The sequence below is a fragment of the Anabaena sp. CCY 9910 genome (genome assembly GCF_963920875.1).
In the GTDB taxonomy this organism is placed as follows: domain Bacteria; phylum Cyanobacteriota; class Cyanobacteriia; order Cyanobacteriales; family Nostocaceae; genus Trichormus; species Trichormus variabilis.
In genome coordinates this window covers 69,648-91,716 of sequence record NZ_CAWUDJ010000015.1, presented here as the reverse complement: position 1 = coordinate 91,716, position 22,069 = coordinate 69,648, and the positions used below count along the sequence as shown (strand labels likewise).

Here is a 22,069-nt window from a genome sequence, read left to right as displayed (position 1 = left end):
TTGGTTTATGTGTATAAATTTGATATCTACTAGTAATCTTGCTTGATTAGAGAATTTCTCAGTAAGTTACCTGACTGGAATTTCCATTAAAAATTCTGTTCCTTCACCTAATACAGAACAACATCTTAATCTGCCATTATGTTGCTCTTCAATAATTTGGCGGCTAATAGATAAACCCAAGCCAATACCTTTACCGCTTGGTTTAGTGGTAAAAAACTGTTCAAATATCTGTTTTTGGGTTTCTGCTGACATACCCACACCACTATCTTTGCAGGTAACTCTTAATAATTCTTCTTCCTGCTTCCATACAGTTTTGATGATGATTTTATGATTTTGATTGTTTTGCATATCTGCTGCTTTTTGACATAACTCATCAATAGCATCAATAGCATTAGCAATCATATTCATAAAAACTTGATTTATTTGCTCAGGATAACATTCACATACTGGGATATCACCATATTCTTTAATTACTTCTATGTCTGCACGTAGTTTATTGCCCTTTAAGCGATGTGATAAAATTATTAAAGTGCTGTTGATACCTTCATGGATATCAAAAAAAACTTTTTTAGATATATCTGAACGGGAAAAATTGCGTAAACTATCGCTAATATTATTAATTCTCTCCAATCCTGTGTCGATTGCAGACATGAGCTTTGGTATATCTATTAATATTTTATCTAATTCTATTATGTTGGCGTTTTGAGTAATATCTATAACTGGATGCGGGTAATATTGATGATAAAGCTGTAAATGCTGAGTTAAAGCATTTATATAATTACGCAGAAATCCTAAATTACCCATCACGAAGTTCAGAGGATTATTAATTTCGTGAGTAACTCCAGCAACTAACTCTCCCAGAGTGGATAATTTGCTACTTTGGACTAACTGTAATTGAGATTCCTGGAGTTTATGCAAAGTTAGAGAGAGTTGTTGTGTACGTTCTTCTACTAATTTATCCAGTTCTTGGTTTTTTATTTGCAGTTCTTTAGTTAAGAAGCTCAATTTTAAATGTACTTGGATTCTTGCTAAAACCTCGTCTAAGTTGAAAGGTTTAGTTATATAGTCTACTCCACCTGTGACAAGACCTAATACCTTATCAAATTGATCTGTAAGAGCCGTCAAAAAAATAACTGGTATATGTTTAGTAGACGATTTTTTCTTGAGTTCTACACAGGTTTGGAACCCATCTATTCCCGGCATCATCACATCTAACAAAATTATATCTGGTTGGGCATATTCAGCTTCCTCAATAGCGCTTTCACCATCAGTTGCTATTAAAGCTTCCCATCCCAAAGAAGAAATAGCATCTGATAAAACTTTTAAATTTGTGGGATTATCATCTACAATTAGTATTGTTGCTTTTTCAAAGATGTTAAAGATTTTCATGATGTGCCAGTTTTTAAATATTTTATTAATTCGCGGATTTGTTTAATTTGAAAGCTATCGCATAATTGTCTAACTTGTGTCACAAAGCCGATAAGATTACCATTGGCATCTAATTCTTCTATTTCATTCAATATTATTTGTATTCCTTTGATGTTGCCTCTCATAGACAAATCCAATAGCTTATCAAGCTCTGAAATTGGCGGCGCAACTATCAATTGATGTTTATTAAACTGAGACGGTTGATTTTCAGAAACTTTTGTTTGTTTGCCATCTTCTACATAAATCCAATCAAGTTGTAAATAATCTTGTAAACACTGGAGTAATTTATCAATTTCTAAAGGTTTTGGTAAAAATTCATTTCCTCCTATTTGCAAGCTTTTTTTTCTATCACTTTCAAACACACTGGCAGAAGATACTAAAATGGTGACGTTGGATGTTTGAGGTAGAATTCTTAAGGTTTGGATCATTTCAAAGCCATCTATAACTGGCATAGCTAAGTCAGTAATAATCAAATCAGGCTGATTTTTTACTGCTATATTTAATCCTTCTTGTCCATTGGTGGCTTCAAGGCATTCAAAACCAATTGATCGTAAGAAATTACAAATTATAGAACGGTTTTCCCATTTGTCATCTACAATGAGAATTCTTGGTTGTTTGCCTTGAATACCGATAATTTTTTTCTTATGAAATATACTAGATGTTTGTAACCAGTGACTGATAATATTTAAATTTAAATCTAGCCAAAATTTGCTACCAGTTCCCAAAATGCTATCTACTTGGATTTGACCACCCATTAATTCAGCCATTTTACAACTAATAGCTAGACCTAATCCGGTGCCTTCTGCTTGTTTACTTTTGTCTCCTACTTGCTCAAAAGGTAAAAAAATCTTTGTCAATTGTTCAGGAGTCATTCCCACTCCTGTATCTTCCACTTGAAATCTGATTTTGTGGAAATTGGCTCCTACTTCTAAGACTTGTATTGTGAAATTGACTCCACCTGTCTCAGTAAACTTAATGGCATTACCAAGTAAATTAATTATTATTTGTCGTAAACGTTTTTCATCAGCATTAATTGCTTGAGGGAGATGGGGATCTGGTAAATAATGAAAAGAGATACCTTTTTGTAAAGCACGGATACGACACATTTCTACTACTCCTGTCAGGAAGTAAGAAAAATCAAAATCCGTATTGTGTAATTCCAGTTTTCCCGCCTCGATTTTGGACAAGTCTAAAATATCGTTGATGAGAGTAAGCAGGTGAGAACCACACTGATGAATAATGTTAATGCCTTCTAATACTGTCGGCGCTATGTTTTCAGAGCGTTCCAGGATTTGTGCGTACCCTAAAATACCATTGAGGGGTGTCCGCAACTCATGACTCATGCTTGCTAAAAATTCACTTTTAGCTTGATTGGCAACATCAGCAGCAATTTTGGCGGTTTCTAACTCTTGGGTGCGATCGCGCACTTTTTCTTCCAAGGTGCGAGAATAATCTTGGAGTTGCTGGTTAGCTTTTTCTAGTTGTAATTGTTTATACAGATTAGTAGTAACAATTATAGACAAAAAAGTTGTCAACAGTGGTGACATTACAGGAATCCACCAACCAATCATAAATGCAGCATAGCTACTGCTGAAGATTATACTTGTACTCAATAAAATCACCAGAATCGGCCAGCCTGGTAAAGACTGTTTGCGCTGAGAGTTGATTTGTAACCCATACCAAGTAACAACACTATTGATAAAAGACCAAAAAAATATCAATAGCCACTCTGCTTGCTCAGACCAAACTCGCAACAATGGTCTACCATCAAGAGCAGCACTTAAAATCTGGCTGACTAAATTGGCATGAACTACTACCCCAGCCATGCGTTTCTCGTCATCCTGCACATTGTGACTGTAACCAACGTTAACAAAATCATTAATACTCTTAGCTGTAGTTCCAATCAAAATAATGCGATCGCGTATTAATTCTGATGATATAGAATCACTGAGGATATCCCGCATTTTCACAGTGTCAAAATTACCTTGAAAACCACGGTAATTTAACAGAATTTGGTATCCTCCAACATCTGTACCTCGATAACTAAATTCTTCGCCAGTCAAAGGTGTAAATACTGCTTTTCCTAACCGTAAAGAAGTGCCAGTTGGATTTAGTTCCTCTAAAGCAATACCTTTACTTTGAAGATACATCAGACTTAAGCGAGGTGCTAATCCTAAAAAGATTTTCCCCTCACTATCACCAGCAGATAATAACCCGCGCCTGACTTTACCATCTGTATCTGCGACTAAATCAGCAAGTGCAATTTGACCTAGTTCAGATAAAGTAGGTGATGGAGCAACTTGATCCCCTACTAATTTTTTGATTCCAATTAAGTTAGGCGTAGATTTAATCACTCCCACCAATTCTTGATGACCTGGTTCTACTGGCAAATCTCGATAGATATCCAAGCCTATAGCTGCTGGTTTTTGTGCTTTGAGTTTGACAATCAGCTTGGCTAAAATCAGGTCAGGAATAGGCCATTTGCCAATTTGAGTGATGTCTTGTTCATCAATAGTAACAATTAAAATCCGTTTGTCTATTGATTCAACAGGACGTAGAGCATAATATTGCTCCATCATGTTCCATTCCAGCAGTTGAAATAACCCCGCCATTCCTCCAGTCACGACGCATATTGCCACGACTGGTGCTGTCATGAATATACTGCGCCAATCTTGGAAAAATACCTTGTGTATATAGCCGATAATTGTTTTTGCAGATGGCCTCATTAGGTGTTTTTATTCAAGATGAAAAGTTTTTCAATTCAAGAAAGATAAATAGTAATTTCTAGAGAAGAAGCACGAGTGAAAATTATTCTCATGCTCTTATTTTGTCTAGTTTTGCTTAATTAGCAAGAGGTACTTCAGCGATCGCACTCAAATCAACAGACCTTAATAATTCTTGCCAAGAAGTAGTTATAGTTGGATTATTTGGTTGTTTTCTCTTTAATTCGGCCAGAGTAGCCAGCGAATCATACCAGATGCCCATATTAGCTAGCTTGGATGCTAATTGTACTGTAGGTTGATGATTCAAATTACGATGAGATTCAACTCGACGAATCCATCCACTTACCCAAGGACTATCTGGCTCTAATTCTTCAGTACAAATCATCACTAAAGACCATTGATAATTCTGGCCTATTTTTAGCGCTGACACTGAACTAGGAAGTTTAATTTCTATCACCCCAGGTTTCTTAGATAAGTGTAAGATTCTCTGGTAAGATTGTTTTCCTCGTTCATCTTGCAGAGCAAAAAGTGCTGTTTTAGCATTCGTTTGAGGAACATAAACAAATATTGTCGGACGTTCCGCTACTGTCAAACCGATGTTAGTTTTTGGTAACAATGGTGTAACTGAGGCTTGAATAGTTGCACTCACATCAGCACCGCAACTAGAAGCATCACGAGATGCTCCTCCAATTGATTTTTTTGGAGCTTGCGCTTTAGGTGGTCTAAACGTTACCTGACCCATACTGGGTCTCATTCCTATGGAAATCGAGGATAAAGAAATTAACCACAAAATTACCAATAATTTTGGTTGGAAAAGATATTTATTTTCTCTTGCCATAAATTTTGAAGACTTTCTCAAAGTAATTTAGTGCGGATATCCTATTTTTAAGGATTATATTACTTACTATTATTCAATGTTATTATTTATTATATTGCATCAGTATAATTACTATCACCATGTTTTCAATAAATAGTAAGGATTTAATCAGAAATCTCTTGATGTCCTCATATGAGAATTTCATGAAAACTTATTTGTTTGTATAAAATAAATTCATGAAGTCCAATAATAATTTAAAGTAAAGCTTGAGTGATTACTGAGTAGAAAAGCTGATATTCTGGTTTTTATAGGCATTTTCACTTTCATGATTCATGAATATACGCAATCTCCAATACTTAATTGAAAATACCTAAGATTAATCGATAAAAATTTTAACTACAAGTTTGATCTTTTATGTGAAATCAATTAAAAATATATTGTTAGTAGTTAACTTTAAGAAAACAACATACTCAAGAAGATTGATTACTGACTTCTATATAAAAAAAATTTTTGTTTTTACAAATATTTCATATCGGAACATCACAATATTTTCTATATTGGCAATTGATATATTGATTACTGATAAATTACTGATATGAGCTGTAAACAGTACAAGAAAATACATACAACCATATCTCATCGAACCACTCAAATTGCTCTGCATACGGCAAAACCACTCTTAGCTTTAGCCACATTGATAGTAGCTGATGTACCAGCCCAAGCCATCACATTTAACTTTACCTATCAGCCAGGAATCACACAGGAACAGATTGCAGCAGTTGAGTTAGCAGGAAATATTTGGTCTGCTTACTTACAAGATATAGATGTTGTGGTCAACATCCATGTCGAGATGACCGAAGGTGTTTTAGCTCAGGGGAAATTGGGCGGTACAACCCCAGCAATTAAAAAAATCAACTATGACAAGTTCAAAGAGGGTTTGAGTGCAGATGGTACAGCTAATATCTATCAGTTGCCAACATCTATCTACAGCACTGATAAATATAGAACTAGACTAGCAGGTGGCATCATCAATAACAGTAACTATGAACTTCTGACAACTACAGCCAATAATAAAGCCCTCGGTAATGACTTGAGTGGAGATGCTTCTGAATTAGATGCCTATATTCAACTGGAAAAATCGACTAATTGGAGTTATAGGTACGCTGGGGGCAAAATTGAACAGAACCAATATGATTTTGTCAGTGTAGCTATCCACGAAATCGGGCATAGCTTGGGTTTTATTAGTGGTATTGATGCTTTGAGTGGTTTAGCTTTACCTACGGCTGTTGATATGTTTCGCTACTCAACTGAGAGTACCAAACAAAGAGCAATTGATTACACCGTGGGTGGAACTAAATACTTCTCAATCAACGGAGGACAAAATCCATTTAACTTTACTCAAATGGAAGGAAGCACACCAACTGTATACCAAGCCATATTTTCCAGTGGCGAAAACACTCTCTTGGGAGGCGATGGGGAGCAGGCTAGTCACTGGAAAATAGACAGCCAAACCTATTTAGGGATTATGTCCTCAACCATCAGCATGGGAGGAATTAGAAAAATTTCCAGACTCGATCTCACCGTCCTCGATTACATTGGTTGGCAGGTTGATTATTTCCCAATCATCAATTTGTCCGTCCTATCCACAAATGCCCAAACCAAAGCACAAAAAATTTGGGATTCACAATTCGATAGTAATACAAATAACGATGCCATCCGCGATCGCTCTTCGGATGTGCAGCAAATGATGCAGGAAAGTGGCATTTATTACTGGGGTTGGAGTGGTTATTGGCAAACAGCTCATCCTGCGCCATAGCTACCAATCAGTATGAGTACTGAAACGAAAACAGCACTTACGCAAGCGTCACAATCAATTCTTAGTATTAAGGATAACTAATATGCCTCCAAATCGTTGGAAATCTCCGCCTTTGTTGGGATTACTCACACCCCTAACCTTAGCTGCTTCAATGGCTGTAAGTGACACTCCAGCCCAAGCCTTACAGTTTAATTTCACTTATGCACCAGGGACAACCCTTGACCAAATGCTTGGTTATGAGATGGCTGGTAGATATTGGTCAAATTATTTGGCTGATGATGTCACCGTCAATATTTTTATTGAATCGACCAATATATTACCTACTAATGTGATTGGTGGGGCGATACCGGGGGTAACTTCACAAAGTTATAGTAATGTGGTGAGAAGACTACAAGCAGATATCACCTCATCTAGCGATCGCACAGCTTTAAATACTATATATAACCAATGTAATATCAGCCTTACATTCAGCAATGGATCATGGCAAAATCAATGCACAGGATATAAATCTTTAACCAATACCTATAAATATGGACTAGCTGACTTAGAGTTTCAGTCCGATGTGAGAAATATTAATCTCACCCGTGCTAATGCCAAAGCTTTAGGAATTATTAGTGCTAATGATCCTGGTTATGATGGTTATATTCTCGTGAGTAACTTAGGCAATATTACTCGGCCTCTCTCATGGAATTATTTTTCTGCCACCAACACTAGTAATACTATTCCTACTGCCACTGTAGATTTTTTTAGTGTGGCCGTACATGAATTAACTCACACCCTTGGCTTTGTCAGTGGTATAGACTCACCTGAATACGCAGATTTATTGACAAAAAAGTTATGGTTTACTGATAGTGATATGTCTAAATATGGCTACTTGATGGATATGTTTCGTTTATCTCAAGATAGCCGCTTTTGGAATAGGCCTGATATATCCGTTGGTGTAGATACAGTATTATCTATTGATGGTGGTATGACCAAGTTAGGTAATTTGTCTTCTGGAACTACCAAATTGCGAGGAGACGGTAATCAAGGCAGTCACTGGAAAAAAGATGGTATCTATGATGGCATTATGGAAGCTGCTCTGCGTGCAGGCGGTACAAGAAAACTCGTCACCAATAACGATCTGACTACTTTAGATATCTTGGGGTGGAATCTCCAACAGAATAATCAAGACTTACTCACTATATTCAATAGTGCCAAATCCGGACTTGCCACTAAGATGGGAGTCACTACCAGTTGGATGGATGCCAATACCACTCAAGCTGCTTTAGGTCTGACACCACAATACATCGATACTAATAACAATAGCTATGATGATCGCGGTGAAGCCCTCAATAAAATGATCACTAGCAGTGGTACTTATAACTGGGGCTGGAGTGGCTATTGGTGGGGCTGGAGTGGCTATTGGTGGGGTTGGAGTGGCTATTGGCAAAATACAGACAATTTAGCTACGGATGGCTTTTGGCAAAATTTCGCCTGGGAAACATTAGACGAATTTGATGATGGCAACTCTGACCATTTGAGTGGGTCTTCTCAAGCGCAATCTGTACCAGAACCCACTACTATCTTTGGATTATTAGGAATGGCTGTACTTGGCATTGCTACCAAACTCAAGCGCCGTTGTGAAAATTAGCAAGGTGGACGAGTTATATTGTTAGTTTCATAATTTTTTGGGGAATTATACCTTAGTTACCAAGAAAGACAATATCCCATCCACAAACATCACCTCTATTAATTTTAATTAACCTCATTTGTCCCGCTTGCTAACAGTCGAATTGATGTTTGCAAGGGGATTTTATATTACATAACTGAGCAAGAAATTTATAAAGCCTAAAATGTTCAACTTACAAACAACAAAAATTTTATTTTTTTTTACATTGTGTCTAGTGCTAGAAACACCTTTAAAAGGATTAGCACAAACTCAACTGAACCCTGATCATACTCTACCCACTAATGTCAATAATATTGGTGGTGTGTATGATATTACTGGCGGCAATAGACCGAATAATGGTGCTAATCTTTTTCACAGTTTCCAAGATTTTTCAATTCAATCAGGAGATACTGCTAGATTTATTTACGATACAGGAATTAGCAATATCATCACACGGATTACGGGAGGGTCGCCTTCCCAAATTAACGGGACTATTCAAACACTTCTCAATGGTACTAATAATATAGGTAATGCCAATTTATTTCTGATTAATCCACATGGAATTATCTTTGGTGCAAATGCCAAATTAGATATAGGCGGCTCATTTATTGGGACTACAGCAGATAGTATCAAATTCAATGATGGGAAAGAATTTAGTGCTATCAACCCTACAGTTAACCCGATTTTGACTGTTAATGTACCTCTCGGTTTACAATTTGGTTCTCATCCCACCAGCACCATTCAAGTACAAGGTTCAGGCAATAATTTCAAACTCAATCCTGATTTATCTGTTGATAACAGTAACCGTCCATCAGGATTGAGCTATCAAACCCCAAATGCTCAGACTTTAGCACTAGTTGCAGGCAAGGTGGAATTAGCTGGAGGAAATATTACTGTACCCCAGGGAAGAATTGAATTATGGTCTGTGAATCAAGGTGAGGTGACAATCACCAATCCTAGTGGATATCTACAACTACAACCCACACCAGAAATTAGTTACGGTAATGTTGACCTTGTAAATGCTGCTTCTGTAGATGCTAGTGGTAATAGTGGTGGTTCTATCGAGGTGCGAGGGCAAAATGTGACTCTCGACAACGGTTCAGTCATAGTTACAGATACCACAGGTAGCGGTTCTGGAGGGATATTGAATATATCTGCATCTGAGGCGTTGACTGTTAAAGGCTTTGTTTTGAATCCTAATAACCAGATATCTAGCGGTATATCAGCTGATGTTGGTTCAGGTGCAAGTGGAGAAGGAGGTAAAGTCACAGTTACTACAAAAACTTTGCAAGTGAGCAATGGGGGTCAAATTTCCAGTGGTACTTTTGGCACTGGAAATGCTGGAGAATTGAACGTTACAGCTCAGGATGTGCAGATACGTGGTATTTCTCTCTTTGGGCCTAGTGGTTTATTTGCTCCTGTTGCTCCTGGCGCAAGAGGAAACGGGGGAAACTTAACAGTTGAGACTAATAAATTACAAGTTACTGATGGTGGACAGATATTTACTAATACCTTGGGCTTTGGTAAAGCTGGTGACTTGAAAATTCTCGCTCAAGATGTAGAGGTCAGTGGTGGGACAGAATTTGGGCCTAGTACCATTGCAGCCACAGTCCAAAAGATATTGAGTATTCCAGAGCCAGCTGCAACTTTTTTAGGTGCTGGTTTTGGTAATGCTGGTAATTTAATCATTGAAACCAGCAATTTACGAGTTACTGACGGGGGTCAGATTGCTGTTAGCACCTCTGGGAATGGCTCGGCTGGTAACATGACAATTAATGCTAACTCAGTAGAATTAGCAGGTACTAATCAATTCGGTCGTAGCGGGTTATTCGCTAATGCTATTGTTGGTACTGGTGGAGGTGGTGATGTAAACGTGAGTGCTAATCGCTTAGTTGTTCGTGATGGTGCAACTATTAATGTCAGTAGTTTCCTTAGTAGAGACCCAGAAAATCTGCGGGGTTTAGCTGGAAAAGGGGCGGCGGGAAATATAAATCTCAATTCTGCTGATATTTTACTAGCAAATCAAGGGATAATTACTGCTGATACTAATGCCGGGGATAAAGGCAATATTACGATTCAATCGGACACCCTGCAAATACTACGTGGTAGTCAAATTAGCACCAATGCGCGCAATAGTGCAGTTGGGGGAAATATTAATATTACTACCAATACTTTAGTTGCTTACGAAAATAGTGATATTAGTGCTAATGCTCAAAAAGGTTTTGGTGGTAGGGTAGTTGTCAATGCCAAAGCAGTTTTTGGGGTTCAGTTCCGTCCCCAACCGACTCCAGACAGTGATCTGACGGCTTCTTCTGATTTGGGTGCGGAGTTCAATGGTACTGTAGAACTGAATACACTAGATGTTGATCCTACTAGCGGATTAGTGAAGCTACCAACTAACTTTAGCGATCGCTCACGGCAGATAGCTAGTGGTTGTAGTGTGACGCAAAAGAATCGTTTCGTTGTTAGTAACCGTGGCGGCTTACCCGCCAACCCTACCGATACCCTCAGAGGTGAGATAGTTTGGTATGATGTCCGTGATTTATCCAATGAAGTAGCTAATTCAACAGCAAGCAGTAACTATCAAACTGTTAATAATCAAGAACCAATTGTTGAGGCTCAAGGATTAATTGTTGGTGCAGATGGTACAATGCAGCTACTAGCATCCATCCCACAGGTAACGCCTCTCACTCCGTGGCAAGTATCACCTTCATGTGATGTTAAACCCTAAGATTTTATCTATTTGGCTACAGCTATGTTTAGTACTTTAAAAGTCTTTACGAGTTTGTTGCATAATCCATCTTGATGGCTGTTGACCGAAGAGGCGGAGGGGCAGGGAGCGGGGAGCAGGGGGAGTAATCCCTGCCCAGTAGCCGTGAAGCGGAGCGGAACAGGGGTACAAGCCCCGTCCTTCTAGGACGCTTATACGGGGAGGAGTCCAAGCTCCGTCCCGGTCTTCCCCCTTGCCCCCTGCCCCCTGCCCCTTTTCCTCTTCTTGACCGTTGACATTCAACAGTTAACAGCCCTTATTAGTAGTTATGCAATTTAGGCGCGCGCGCATTAGCTTAACTTGTAACTAAACTACTTGTCGTATTCCAGGGATACCGTTGTCAACTACAAATGAAGCTCGATTGCTAATTGTTCCCGATGGAGTTAAGACATTTGACATTACCAGATAGTCTGAGCGCCAAGTGGTAGGACTGACGGTACAACGCACATATCCCCGTTGACCGTTGTAGAACTTAATGTGGGGATTATCTGGTAAATACGCTTGCACTGCGGGACTAGTATCCGCACCATCCCCACCAGAGCTAATAGAAGTACAGACAAACTCACTACCCAATGTAGCAGATTCTGGGTTATTGAAATTGGCTTTGAGATCCATTGCCCAGTGAGAATGCACATCACCTGCTAGGGATATAGGGTTAGATGGTTGACGCTGTGCAATAAAAGCCATCAAGCGATCGCGGGAAGCCACATATCCATCCCATTTATCCATGCTGAAAGATTGACCCTCTCCTGGTGTAAAGTCTCTCTGAGCAATGGGAACTTGCTGTGCTAACACATTCCACCTAGCAGAAGATTTATCTAGTCCATCAAATAGCCAATCTTCTTGAGCTTTACCTGTAATAGTGGCATTGGGATTAAGCGCATCTAAACAACCTGTTCTCGTACCATCGCCACAGGGTTGATCGGTGCGATACTGGCGAGTGTCTAAAACATGGAATGTGGCTAAGTTGCCAAAGTTTAATCGGCGGTAAAGCTGCATATCAGGGCCGACTGGTCGAGAGAAGGGACGCAGAGGCATATGTTCATAATAAGCCTGATAGGCAATGGCTCGCCGTTGTGCAAAGATAGCTGGATCTTGGTCTGCCTCAGTGTCAATTTCTGAGATCAAGTTGGCGTAGTTGTTTTCCACCTCATGGTCATCCCAAGTGACAATCCAAGGGAAAGCTGCATGGGTAGCTTGCAGATTGACATCAGTTTTATATAAAGCGTGACGATTGCGATAGTCTTCTAAGGTGAAAATTTCAGCACTATTGTGTTGTCTTGGTCGAGTCAGATTGATCCCACCTTCGTAGATATAATCACCAACATGGACAACTAAATCCAGGTCATCCTGTGCAATATATTTATAAGCTGTGTAGTAACCTTGCTCATAATGTTGACAGGATACTAACGCAAATTTCAATTGATTGGAAAAACTACCGGACGCGGGTGCAGTGCGAGTCCGTCCAATAGGACTAGCTTCGTTACCAACATTAAAGCGATACCAATACCAAGTATGAGGTGAGAGTCCTTCTACTACTACTCGTACAGAATGAGCTAGTTCAGGAGTTGCCAGTACAGTTCCCCTGGAGATAATGCGCTTCATGTTAGAGTCGGTGGCTACTTCCCAGCGAACCGGCACATTCACAGGTGGCATTCCACCGCCATTTAAAGGTTCAGGCGCTAAACGAGTCCAGATGACAACGCTAGTGTCGTAGGGTTCGCCTGATGCCACACCCAGTTTAAAAGGATAATCGGAAAATCTGCCTCTAGCGATCGCTCTTTGATGAGAAAATTGGCTGGCAATAGCTAAACCAGTGAATGTCCCCGCACCAATGATTAAGTTGCGTCGCTTGATCCGACTTTGCAGGAACTTCTGAACATTATGGTAATCTACCATTCTCTACTCCTGACTAACAAATAGTTTATAGCACTGCGACAGCTAACACAAAAAACACATTACTTGTCACACCAGTTGACATTTTTAAATTCAGTCGGTCAGATGTTATGGTCATATGTTGACTTGAATCTGTAACTGAATTTAAGATATTTGGTATTATTTATTTACCTAATCAAGGTTTTAAGTAATGTAACTGTTATTGATGTGTTATTTGCTGTGTTTGCACGTCATAAGTTACTATTTGCACATTAAATATTGACCAAGATAAGGTTAATATAAACTTAAAAAATATTTTTTAATTTATACCTGTATATCAGATACATAAAAATGAAGAATGAATTATCAATTACTCATTCTTCATTAATTGAAATGAATTTTTATTAGACTACGTACTTCATTACATAGGTAACTATAGGACTAGTATTTGATTTCTGAAATATACGTAGGGTGGGCATTGCCCACCAAAACCATGATACGGTGGGCAATGCCCACCCTACAGATACTTAGATATTTTTAAAAATCAAATATGATTCCTATAGTAAAATCGCTAGTTTTATCTGACAATTAGTTTTTTCTTCTTCATGAAAGTGGCAGTACCCACTAAAAAAAGACCTCCTAACATAGCAGGTTCGGGAACCTTAGTGTAAGAAACTGTACCCGATATTAATTCGGCATTTGGATCATTTACAGAGTAAATCGTAAAATCTTCACCAGCGATTTCATATCTGATAAAACTACCAGGATTAGCCTGATCGTCAAATTGATAATCTAAGGCGAAAGATATTTTACCTGTAGAAAAATTGTTAAGGAAAACAATAGGAAACCCTGGGTATGCAGGATCATCTTGTTCGGTGTAAATAGTAGATTCACCTGCAAATTGAAACGAAAGAGACTGAACTATTGCCTCGCCGTTAACCAAAGTTGAGTCATCAAACCTAAATAGTCCACTACCTGTTTTTGTAGGACTATTAACCGTAAAAGCATAATTAACAAGAGCCGCCGATGCTGGCTTTACTTCCACACTCGCCAACCCCAAAACCAAACTAACAGCAGTAAGGACTAGTTGTGAACCAAATTTCATCTCTGTTTTCCTCACCATGAACTTTTAATACTATGCAAATTGCAATCCTTTTTCTTGTATTTTTTAACTCCTTTTGACTGACAAACAGAAGTTAATCACCAATAAAATCAGTGATAACAAGAAGTGATGATATTCCTTTGGAAATCAGAAAGTAACTGCCCGATTATTTGTAACTGAACTATCTTGAGGGTATAAGTTTAAGTCGAATTTAATGAGAGGTAAAATTAAAAAAATCTCGTCTCAAGTTATATTTGCTAGCCTAAATTTTAGGTGGTGTAGAGTCATTACTGTATTATTCTGCGAAAATGACTCATAGTTATTTATCAACAAGTACGCAAAGTATTTGCTGAGAAATTGCAGTAGATGACCTTATCGTCTATGTCTACAATTTCTGCGCCAAGCAGCTTTTCTTAGTTCTTCTGTGCCTAAAATAATTGGCGGACATACTAGCAATAGGAACCATTGCCAAGGTGCATAGAGCCATAAAGTGGGTGAGTTGATTCGTAAAGCGAAGCCACATTGGGCGCTGGGGCGTTTCTGGTATGCTTGCGCCATGATGTGACAACCCTGCAAAAATTCATCAGCGCGATCGCTCAGATGACCGAACCTCTATTTACAAATCATTAGCTACCAGTAATTTTTGTCTTGTCAAAAGTTCACAAACCTCTGCATCGGTTGTTTGCTCAAAATTCTCGTACCAAAGGCCGATCGCATATAAATCTTCTGGCATCATCACGCAGACAATTTTGTCCACTTCTGCTTGCAGTTCTTCACAGGTAGATGCTGCCGCGACTGGAACTGCAACCACTAGTTCGCGGGGTTGTTGCTGTTTTAAGGTTGCGATCGCTGCGCGGATGGTTGCACCCGTAGCAATACCATCATCTACAAGAATAATCGTATGATTTTTGACTTTCGGTAGCGGACGATTACCCCGATAGGCTATGTTCCGACGCTCTAATTCCCGCATTTCAATTGCTGCTACTTCATCAATAGTTGCTTGGGGAATCCGCAACCAATCTACAGCATTTTCATTTAGTACACGAACTCCTCCGGTAGCAATTGCACCCATCGCCAATTCCTTATGTCCTGGTACACCTAGTTTCCGCACTAAGCAGACATCTAATGGTGCATCTAGAATTCTTGCTACTTCAAATGCTACAGGCACACCGCCACGGGGAAGTCCCAATACTAAAACATCTGGACGATTAGCATACTCTGTTAACCGAGCAGCTAATAGTTTCCCAGCTTCCGTCCGATTACAGAATTTATACCACATATTTTTATACCTCTAAAACAAATCACTAATTGAACCATCAGTTTTAAATCGTTGAATAGTCGTAGCAATTAAAGGTGCGATCGAGACAATTTTCAATTGCTGCCAGTCGGTTTCTTTGGAAGTTACACTGTCGGTAACAAAAATCGCCTTCACACTGGGATGACTTAACTTAGCCCGTGCTTCCTTAACAAACAACCCATGAGTAACAGCAATAATTATTTCTGGACGTGCTTCAGCTTTGAGTAAGGCTTCAATACTCTTAGCAAGAGTGCCGCCAGTAGAAATCATGTCATCGATAATTAAGCAGGCACAACCCTTTACATCCCCGACAACACGAGTTACCTCTGTTTCTGTGCCACTGGTGCGGTGTTTGTGTAGCACCACCACAGAACTATCGAGCTTTTGGGCATATTGGGTTGCCATCTGTACCCGCCCCGTGTCTGGCGATACAACTACGAAATTAGGCGGTAAGTAATGGCGTATAGCTTCGCAAAAAATTGGTACAGCCGTCAGACTGTCTACAGGAATGCGAAAGAAACCTTCAATTTGCAGTGTGTGTAAATCTAGCGTGACAACATGATTTACCCCAACAGCTTGTAATACTTCAGCTACCATACTGGCGGTAATTGGTTCACGCCTACCGTGACGTTTATCTGCACGGGCGTAGCCAAAGTAAGGAATAATCGCTGTAATTCGACTAGCCGCAGCCCGACGACAAGCATCTGCAAAGGCTAAAAGTTCTACTAGATGATCATTAACAGGTGGTGCAGTGGACTGGAGGATAAACACAGACTTTTGGCGTACCGATTCCAGTAGTCGCACATTTACCTCACCATCTGGAAAGCGTTCAACCGCAGATTTACCCAAAGGAATGTCGAGTTTTTGGGCAACTGCGCCAGCTAAATCAAGGTTAGCTGTACCAGCAAAGAGGATGAAATTGTCCATAATCAAGACTTTGTTTGGTGGATTTGCTTCCAGGCCGCATCTAGAGATGATTTTGCGCGATCGCCTGCACGGGCAATACTTTGTTGTAAACTATGCCATTGCTCTTGCAAAAACTCCGTAGCTTCTTGCAAGGCGTGGTGTGGATGATTAGTAGAAGCTGCTACTTCATCACTAACTTCTTTGATTTTGACACGGACAACTTCTGATTTATCGCTAGGAGAAATCACATGATGCAGGCGATGCCTTCGGCGGGCTACGCCAACGCCTATTATATGTACTAAATGTTGTACCTGTTGTGATTTCTCGCTGAAGAAACCCTTCAATCCCTCTGACTCAGCCTCAAGTTGATGTTTAACATCTTCGCGGATAATTACTTTATCGATGGCAATTTCCTCAACATCTTCAGGATAAAGCACAGATCTACTACCAAAACGATCTGCTATTTCTCCAGCTACTATGTAAGCGGAAATTTTTCCCGTTTGCCAATCAAATAAAAAATCTTCCACCCAGCCAAGAGGCTCACCTAGAGTAGATTCAACCGTAATTTCATGCAAGCAGCGGAGATTTTCTGGCCTGTCTTCAACTGACGGATAATAGACAGAAACCGCACCCATACCGACCCCAGCAATTTTTTCTACTGGTAAATAAGTTTCTCCACCTGAAAAATAGGCAATACGTCCAGAATCATCTAACCAAACTTCTTCTAACTCACCCAAACTATTAGCAGTTGAACTATCTATTGCCATCCACCCGATAATTTGACTGCGGCGCACAACATTGAGCATACTTTTCCTCCAATACTCTTGATTATCTTGGAGTTTGATGAATATATACAGTGGCTCATTTTTTGCCACTTTGCTACTTGAAATGTGGACTCTACTTTGAGGTTATCAACAAAATGTGAGGAAAACGTGAAGAATTATTTGCAACTTAAGCTTTTCAGATATGTTTATCTTGTGATTAAGGTTTTCATCTGTCTTTAGAAATAAAAAATATTATTATCTTAATCTAAAAATTTTATAAAAGCATACATTTTATTAGCTTTGATATTTACTTAATAGTTTATTCGTTGACAAAAAATAAGTTAACTTAAATCTCATTCTTTTAACCACAGTTTTATTGAAGTATGATTATTGGAATCAAATAACCTGTGATTTAAACCTTGAAAAGAAAAAATCAGCTAATATTTGCTATGAAACCAAGATATTGTCGCTTTGACTGGGAAATCTTGGGTTTACTTACTTTTAAGATGCGTTGAATATGTTGTTAATCTAAATTATGACAAAATTTAAGTTTTCATAAGTGCCGTGTTTCCTCACAAGTTCCTCAAATTCTTTTTCTAACTTTAAAGTAGAGATATTCAACTAATTGATTACTGGCAAATCTAATCTCTAAAAACTATCGGAATTCCTGAACATACAACGGTAGGTCAAACCTAAGAGATAGGCATCTGCTACAAGTAGTAGAAAAATTTTGAACTTGGAATTGCTTAGGAGATAAAAACCATGAGTACCATTGTTCAACGTCAAAAGGAATTTAATTTTTTTGATTCATGGGATAGTTTTTGTGCGTGGATTACCAGCACAGAAAATCGGATTTATATCGGCTGGTTTGGTGTCTTGTCGATTCCTACCTTGCTAGCTGCTACCACCTGTTTTGTTTTGGCTTTTATTGCTGCGCCTAGCGTAGATATGGATGGTATACGTGAGCCAATTATGGGTTCACTAATGGACGGTAATAATTTAATTACAGCCGCAGTAGTGCCGACTTCTGCTGCCATTGGTTTGCACTTTTATCCTATCTGGGAAGCGGCATCAATGGATGAATGGCTTTACAATGGCGGGCCATATCAGTTGATTGTGCTGCATTTTCTGATTGGTATTTGGTGCTTACTAGGGCGATTTTGGGAACTTAGTTATCGTTTAGGAATGCGACCTTGGATAGCAGTTGCCTATTCTGCACCCGTGATTGCTGCTACTTCTGTTTTGTTAGTTTATCCTATTGGTCAAGGTAGTTTTTCTGATGGTTTACCTTTGGGAATTGCTGGAACTTTCCACTTTATGTTGGCTTTCCAAGGCGACCATAATATCCTGATGCACCCGTTCCATATGTTGGGTGTAGCAGGTGTGTTTGGTGGCGCACTGTTGAGTTCTTTACATGGTTCTTTAGTGGCTTCAACGCTAATTCGCAATACCGATGAAAATGAATCCATCAACGGTGGATATAAGTTGGGTCAGCAGCAAGTGACATACAAATACTTGGTAGGACACCATAGCTTCTTGGGACGCTTGTTGATTCCTACCTTTGCTAGCAGAAATCATCGTGCTTTCCATTTCTTATTAGCAGCATTACCAACAATAGGTATTTGGTTTGCGGCGATGGGTGTATGTTCAATGGCATTTAATCTCAATGGCTTGAACTTTAATCATTCCATCTTAGATAGTCGGGGTAATGTAATTAGAAGCGACGCTGATATCTTAAACCGTGCCAATATTGGTCTCAGTGTCATGCACGCTCCTAATGTCCATAATTTTCCATTGGTGCTGTCTAGCGATCAACCTATTCCAGTTAGTTAAAGGCTAACTTGGCTTTTAATATCTGCATCAGTTTGGGTAGAGACTGGTGATCTGGTAGAGTTAAAGCCACAACACCTGTGAGCTTTTCTACCAGTTCTACATCCGCAGTTGTGCTAGTGGCTATCCCAGTGATTAAATCCGGAGTCACGCCAAAACTTTGACTGACTCCCACCACTGTGTAAGGGTCAGATGCACACAAAACGATACAGCAAATTTGTTGTTTAAATATCTTGTCTAGCAAGACATATCCGTCTCTGGGCAAGTTCCACAGCAGCCTGTCGTGGTAGCTTACCTGTTTTGGCAACTTGTTCTAAAACTAGCGTAGTATTTTGGCGAATTTTCTTGGCAATAGTTTCAAAGGCTGTGGTCTGATTTCCGCCATCATACTCAACCGCAGCGCAGATTACACCACCTGCATTGGCGATGAAATCAGGTACTACAATAATACTTCGTTCATGACATATCTTTTCTGCTGCTTCGGTAAACGGGATATTAGCACCTGAGATCACAAGCTGCGTTTTCAGGCGGTCAACATTATCAGCATGGATAACATCAGGTCTGGCTGCTGGTATCCAAATATCGCACTCGATGTCAATAACTGCGTCCCGATCTAGTTTGTCTCCCTGTGGATAATTAATCACACTCTTACCAGAATTTTTCAGTTTGATTAACTGCTTAACATCGATTCCCAGAGGATTAAAAAGAGTTCCTTGAGAATCTGCGGCTCCTATAAGTAACGCTCCTTTAGCCGTTAAAAAGCGAGCAGCGTTTTTCCCAACAGAACCGAAACCTTGAATTACAATACGTGCGCCTTCTAGATTGAGGTGACAAAACTTGCTAGCTATCTCTGCACAGATACTTATACCAAAACCAGTAGCACCAATTTCATCTAAGGGGATACCCCCTATTGCTTTTGGTAGTCCGACAGCACGACCAATCTCTTGTTTGATCCAAGCCATGCACTGTTCATCTGTTCCCATATCGGGGCCAGGGATATACTCAGTCACATCCCTGATAGCACAAGCAAAGGTACGCAACAAGCGTTCCTTATCTGCTAAAGGTTGTTTCGGGTCGGCTAAGATTGCAGATTTACCGCCGCCGTGGGGTAAGTCAGCAGCAGCATTTTTTAAAGTCATAGCTCGTGCCAATCGAAAAACTTCTTCTGTAGTCACATCTGTAGCCATACGTACTCCACCGATCGCAGGGCCACAATCAATGTTATCAACCACAACAATAGCTTTTAGATCAGCTTTTCTTTCGTAGATATGAATAATCTTGGCTGGGCCTAGCTCATCAGCAAAGCGAAAAATATTATCCATTGAACATACTTCACTTACATAAAAAGTACTGTAATTATTGATTAATCATTAACTATCCTGTCAGGGATTTGGTAAATAGTGCGCTCAATCTTTGTAAGGCAGGCGAAACATCATCAGGTGAGAGATGAACATCAAGAATACTGAAAGTGCTACTATTTTGCGCTGTCTGTAAGGCTTGTTGTAGTTGTGTACTGGTGTGGATCACAAAGCCATGACCACCAAGAACGTTAGCTAACTGGGCATAGTCTATTGTGGGAATTTGGACAAAAGCCGCTTCTTGATGTCCCATTGCCTGGAGGCTGGCAAATGAGCCATTGTTAATGACTATAACAATCGGGTTTAGTCTTAAGCTTTGCGCTGTGAGCAATTCCATTCCTGTCATGTGAAACGCCCCATCGCCAACCAAAGCGATCGCTCGTCGGGATGGATCGGCTAATTGCGCGCCAATCACCCCAGGAACGCCAAACCCCATACTGGCGTAGAAGGCGGGACATAAGAATGATGTGCCTTGCTGTGTCTGGATATCATCTGCTGCAAATAGGGCATCTCCAACATCCGTCACTAGTAAAGTGTTACTGTCAATGAACTGATTGAGTTCATAAAGTAGTCCACTCATGGAAATTTTACCCACAGATGGCGTAACACGCGGTTTCATAGTATAGATGCCGGATGAATCCCAATGAGGCAAATCTGGACTATCAAGCAAGGTGGTGATGAAATCTTCAAACCTCACATTGGGGTATTCGTGATGCTTAATGGCGAGGCGTTCTGAAGTTGCATACACTGTACAACTTGGGTTGAGATGAGCGGTAAACATCCCCAGGTTGATATCAGTCATAAACACTCCCAACATCAGCACACAGTCTGATTCTTCCACGATTTTCTGCACATTTAAATCCCCAGCCTCACCATTGTAAATACCGATGTATTGCGGATGTCTTTCGGGAAAAACAGATTTTCCTAACATTGTTGAGCAGACTGGTACACCAAGTTTTTCTGCCAAAGCTAGAAGTTGTTCCTGCAAGCCAAAGCGATGAACTTCAACACAAGCAAGAATGACTGGTGAGTGCGATCGCTTGAGCATCTCCAGAGTTTCTGCAATGGCTTCCGTTAAAGTATCTGGATCAGTGCGCTTGATTGGTGGTGGTAAGTGTTCTGACTCTGTAATCTCCGCATAAACTAGATCACGGGGAATTTCCAAATAAACAGGACGCTTGAATGTCGTTGCATAGTCAAGAGCATGATGAATTTGAGCATCGGCTGTTTTTGGATCGGTTAGCTTTGTGGCGTAAAGGGTTACTTCTTCATAAACACGCCGTTGTGTGTCAAAAGTTTTCACCTTATGATGTAACAAGTCATGCTCTCGTTGTTCTCGCACACCTGGCCCGCCGCTTAAAATGACCAATGGAGACTTCTCGGCATAAGCACCAGCTACAGCATTCACCATATTTAAGCCGCCAACGCTATAGGTAACAACCGCTAAACCCAAACCCCGAATTCGGGAGTAAGCATCAGCCGCAAAGCCTACGCAGGGTTCGTGCGTCATGACAATAGGTGCAATCTTGCTGTCTGCTAGTGCATCGAATAGTGTTAAGGCAAAATCCCCAGGTATCCCAAATGCGTGTTCTACACCTTTTTGGTATAAAATATCAAATATATGCGGTGCTAGTTGAGGCATCTTCTACCTCCCTCAAGAATATTTTCCCAAAACCGACTATCCGCAGATCGCCGATTGTCAGATTTTCTTCCCACGATATCTTTTACAAGT

16 protein-coding genes are annotated in these 22,069 nt (G+C 39.9%); 4 read left to right on the top strand and 12 right to left on the bottom strand.

The features are described from left to right. Positions 1-66 precede the first annotated feature (66 nt). The 3 genes from ACM5QX_RS13630 to ACM5QX_RS13620 all read right to left on the bottom strand — a co-directional run bounded on the left by ACM5QX_RS13630 (position 67) and on the right by ACM5QX_RS13620 (position 4,893). Positions 67-1,389 (bottom strand): response regulator, encoded by a 1,323-nt coding sequence (locus ACM5QX_RS13630; RefSeq protein WP_414753994.1) that lies wholly within the window; start codon positions 1,387-1,389, stop codon positions 67-69. Further along, a complete protein-coding gene (locus ACM5QX_RS13625) occupies positions 1,386-4,154 on the bottom strand; it encodes a CHASE2 domain-containing protein (protein WP_414753993.1) in 2,769 nt (922 codons plus the stop codon). The genes ACM5QX_RS13630 and ACM5QX_RS13625 overlap by 4 nt, the downstream gene beginning before the upstream one ends. Before the next feature lie 115 nt (positions 4,155-4,269). After that, a complete protein-coding gene (locus tag ACM5QX_RS13620) occupies positions 4,270-4,893 on the bottom strand; it encodes a DUF928 domain-containing protein (protein ID WP_414753992.1) in 624 nt (207 codons plus the stop codon). 670 nt (positions 4,894-5,563) lie between these two features. Between ACM5QX_RS13620 and ACM5QX_RS13615 the strand changes: the two genes are divergently transcribed. The 3 genes from ACM5QX_RS13615 (at position 5,564) to ACM5QX_RS13605 (ending at position 11,166) form a co-directional block, all read left to right on the top strand. After that, positions 5,564-6,784 (top strand): NF038122 family metalloprotease, encoded by a 1,221-nt coding sequence (locus ACM5QX_RS13615; protein WP_414753991.1) that lies wholly within the window; start codon positions 5,564-5,566, stop codon positions 6,782-6,784. Between the two features lie 82 nt (positions 6,785-6,866). Further along, the gene (locus ACM5QX_RS13610; RefSeq protein WP_414753990.1) at positions 6,867-8,417 is read left to right on the top strand and encodes an NF038122 family metalloprotease; all 1,551 of its coding nucleotides are present in this window, start codon (positions 6,867-6,869) and stop codon (positions 8,415-8,417) included. Positions 8,418-8,670: 253 nt separating this feature from the next. Next, positions 8,671-11,166: a filamentous hemagglutinin N-terminal domain-containing protein gene (locus tag ACM5QX_RS13605; protein ID WP_414753989.1), complete on the top strand. Its 2,496-nt coding sequence runs from the start codon at positions 8,671-8,673 to the stop codon at positions 11,164-11,166. A 345-nt stretch (positions 11,167-11,511) separates the two neighbouring features. On the opposite strand, the gene ACM5QX_RS13600 is transcribed toward ACM5QX_RS13605, so the two are convergent. The 6 genes from ACM5QX_RS13600 to ACM5QX_RS13575 all read right to left on the bottom strand — a co-directional run bounded on the left by ACM5QX_RS13600 (position 11,512) and on the right by ACM5QX_RS13575 (position 17,191). After that, the gene (locus ACM5QX_RS13600; protein ID WP_414753988.1) at positions 11,512-13,104 is read right to left on the bottom strand and encodes an alkaline phosphatase D family protein; all 1,593 of its coding nucleotides are present in this window, start codon (positions 13,102-13,104) and stop codon (positions 11,512-11,514) included. Between the two features lie 553 nt (positions 13,105-13,657). After that, entirely contained in the window at positions 13,658-14,185 is a 528-nt protein-coding gene (locus ACM5QX_RS13595; RefSeq protein WP_414753987.1) for a PEP-CTERM sorting domain-containing protein, read from the bottom strand. Positions 14,186-14,554: 369 nt separating this feature from the next. After that, positions 14,555-14,740, bottom strand: a complete 186-nt coding sequence (locus ACM5QX_RS13590) for a hypothetical protein (protein ID WP_414753985.1) — start codon at positions 14,738-14,740, stop codon at positions 14,555-14,557. 58 nt (positions 14,741-14,798) lie between these two features. Next, positions 14,799-15,461: a phosphoribosyltransferase gene (locus ACM5QX_RS13585; protein ID WP_414753984.1), complete on the bottom strand. Its 663-nt coding sequence runs from the start codon at positions 15,459-15,461 to the stop codon at positions 14,799-14,801. 12 nt (positions 15,462-15,473) lie between these two features. Continuing rightward, positions 15,474-16,406 carry a ribose-phosphate diphosphokinase gene (locus ACM5QX_RS13580; protein ID WP_414753983.1) on the bottom strand — a complete coding sequence of 311 codons (933 nt, stop codon included), beginning with the start codon at positions 16,404-16,406 and terminating at the stop codon, positions 15,474-15,476. A 2-nt stretch (positions 16,407-16,408) separates the two neighbouring features. After that, positions 16,409-17,191, bottom strand: coding sequence for a photosystem reaction center subunit H (locus ACM5QX_RS13575; RefSeq protein WP_414753982.1), 783 nt, complete (start codon positions 17,189-17,191; stop codon positions 16,409-16,411). 720 nt (positions 17,192-17,911) lie between these two features. Here ACM5QX_RS13575 and ACM5QX_RS13570 point away from each other — a divergent pair. Continuing rightward, positions 17,912-18,982 (top strand): Photosystem Q(B) protein 1, encoded by a 1,071-nt coding sequence (locus tag ACM5QX_RS13570; protein ID WP_414753981.1) that lies wholly within the window; start codon positions 17,912-17,914, stop codon positions 18,980-18,982. On the opposite strand, the gene ACM5QX_RS13565 is transcribed toward ACM5QX_RS13570, so the two are convergent. Genes ACM5QX_RS13565 through ACM5QX_RS13555 form a run of 3 tightly spaced genes read right to left on the bottom strand, consistent with a single transcriptional unit; the run spans position 18,975 to position 21,979 of the window. Then, complete coding sequence (locus ACM5QX_RS13565; protein WP_414753980.1) at positions 18,975-19,223, bottom strand: hypothetical protein; 249 nt, start codon at positions 19,221-19,223, stop codon at positions 18,975-18,977. The genes ACM5QX_RS13570 and ACM5QX_RS13565 overlap by 8 nt on opposite strands. Further along, positions 19,204-20,301: a Glu/Leu/Phe/Val family dehydrogenase gene (locus ACM5QX_RS13560; RefSeq protein ID WP_414753979.1), complete on the bottom strand. Its 1,098-nt coding sequence runs from the start codon at positions 20,299-20,301 to the stop codon at positions 19,204-19,206. The genes ACM5QX_RS13565 and ACM5QX_RS13560 overlap by 20 nt, the downstream gene beginning before the upstream one ends. Before the next feature lie 52 nt (positions 20,302-20,353). Next, complete coding sequence (locus ACM5QX_RS13555; RefSeq protein WP_414753978.1) at positions 20,354-21,979, bottom strand: alpha-keto acid decarboxylase family protein; 1,626 nt, start codon at positions 21,977-21,979, stop codon at positions 20,354-20,356. Positions 21,980-22,069: the final 90 nt, after the last annotated feature.

Bases quoted from the DNA above. Each gene is read 5' to 3' on its own strand.
- ACM5QX_RS13610 (WP_414753990.1), top strand. From the start codon at position 6,867: ATGCCTCCAAATCGTTGGAAATCTCCGCCTTTGTTGGGATTACTCACA.
- ACM5QX_RS13555 (WP_414753978.1), bottom strand. From the start codon at position 21,979: ATGCCTCAACTAGCACCGCATATATTTGATATTTTATACCAAAAAGGT.
- ACM5QX_RS13575 (WP_414753982.1), bottom strand. From the start codon at position 17,191: ATGCTCAATGTTGTGCGCCGCAGTCAAATTATCGGGTGGATGGCAATA.
- ACM5QX_RS13580 (WP_414753983.1), bottom strand. From the start codon at position 16,406: ATGGACAATTTCATCCTCTTTGCTGGTACAGCTAACCTTGATTTAGCT.
- ACM5QX_RS13570 (WP_414753981.1), top strand. From the start codon at position 17,912: ATGAGTACCATTGTTCAACGTCAAAAGGAATTTAATTTTTTTGATTCA.
- ACM5QX_RS13620 (WP_414753992.1), bottom strand. From the start codon at position 4,893: ATGGGTCAGGTAACGTTTAGACCACCTAAAGCGCAAGCTCCAAAAAAA.
- ACM5QX_RS13600 (WP_414753988.1), bottom strand. From the start codon at position 13,104: ATGGTAGATTACCATAATGTTCAGAAGTTCCTGCAAAGTCGGATCAAG.
- ACM5QX_RS13630 (WP_414753994.1), bottom strand. From the start codon at position 1,389: ATGAAAATCTTTAACATCTTTGAAAAAGCAACAATACTAATTGTAGAT.
- ACM5QX_RS13590 (WP_414753985.1), bottom strand. From the start codon at position 14,740: ATGGCGCAAGCATACCAGAAACGCCCCAGCGCCCAATGTGGCTTCGCT.
- ACM5QX_RS13560 (WP_414753979.1), bottom strand. From the start codon at position 20,301: ATGGATAATATTTTTCGCTTTGCTGATGAGCTAGGCCCAGCCAAGATT.
- ACM5QX_RS13585 (WP_414753984.1), bottom strand. From the start codon at position 15,461: ATGTGGTATAAATTCTGTAATCGGACGGAAGCTGGGAAACTATTAGCT.
- ACM5QX_RS13625 (WP_414753993.1), bottom strand. From the start codon at position 4,154: ATGAGGCCATCTGCAAAAACAATTATCGGCTATATACACAAGGTATTT.
- ACM5QX_RS13615 (WP_414753991.1), top strand. From the start codon at position 5,564: ATGAGCTGTAAACAGTACAAGAAAATACATACAACCATATCTCATCGA.
- ACM5QX_RS13595 (WP_414753987.1), bottom strand. From the start codon at position 14,185: ATGAAATTTGGTTCACAACTAGTCCTTACTGCTGTTAGTTTGGTTTTG.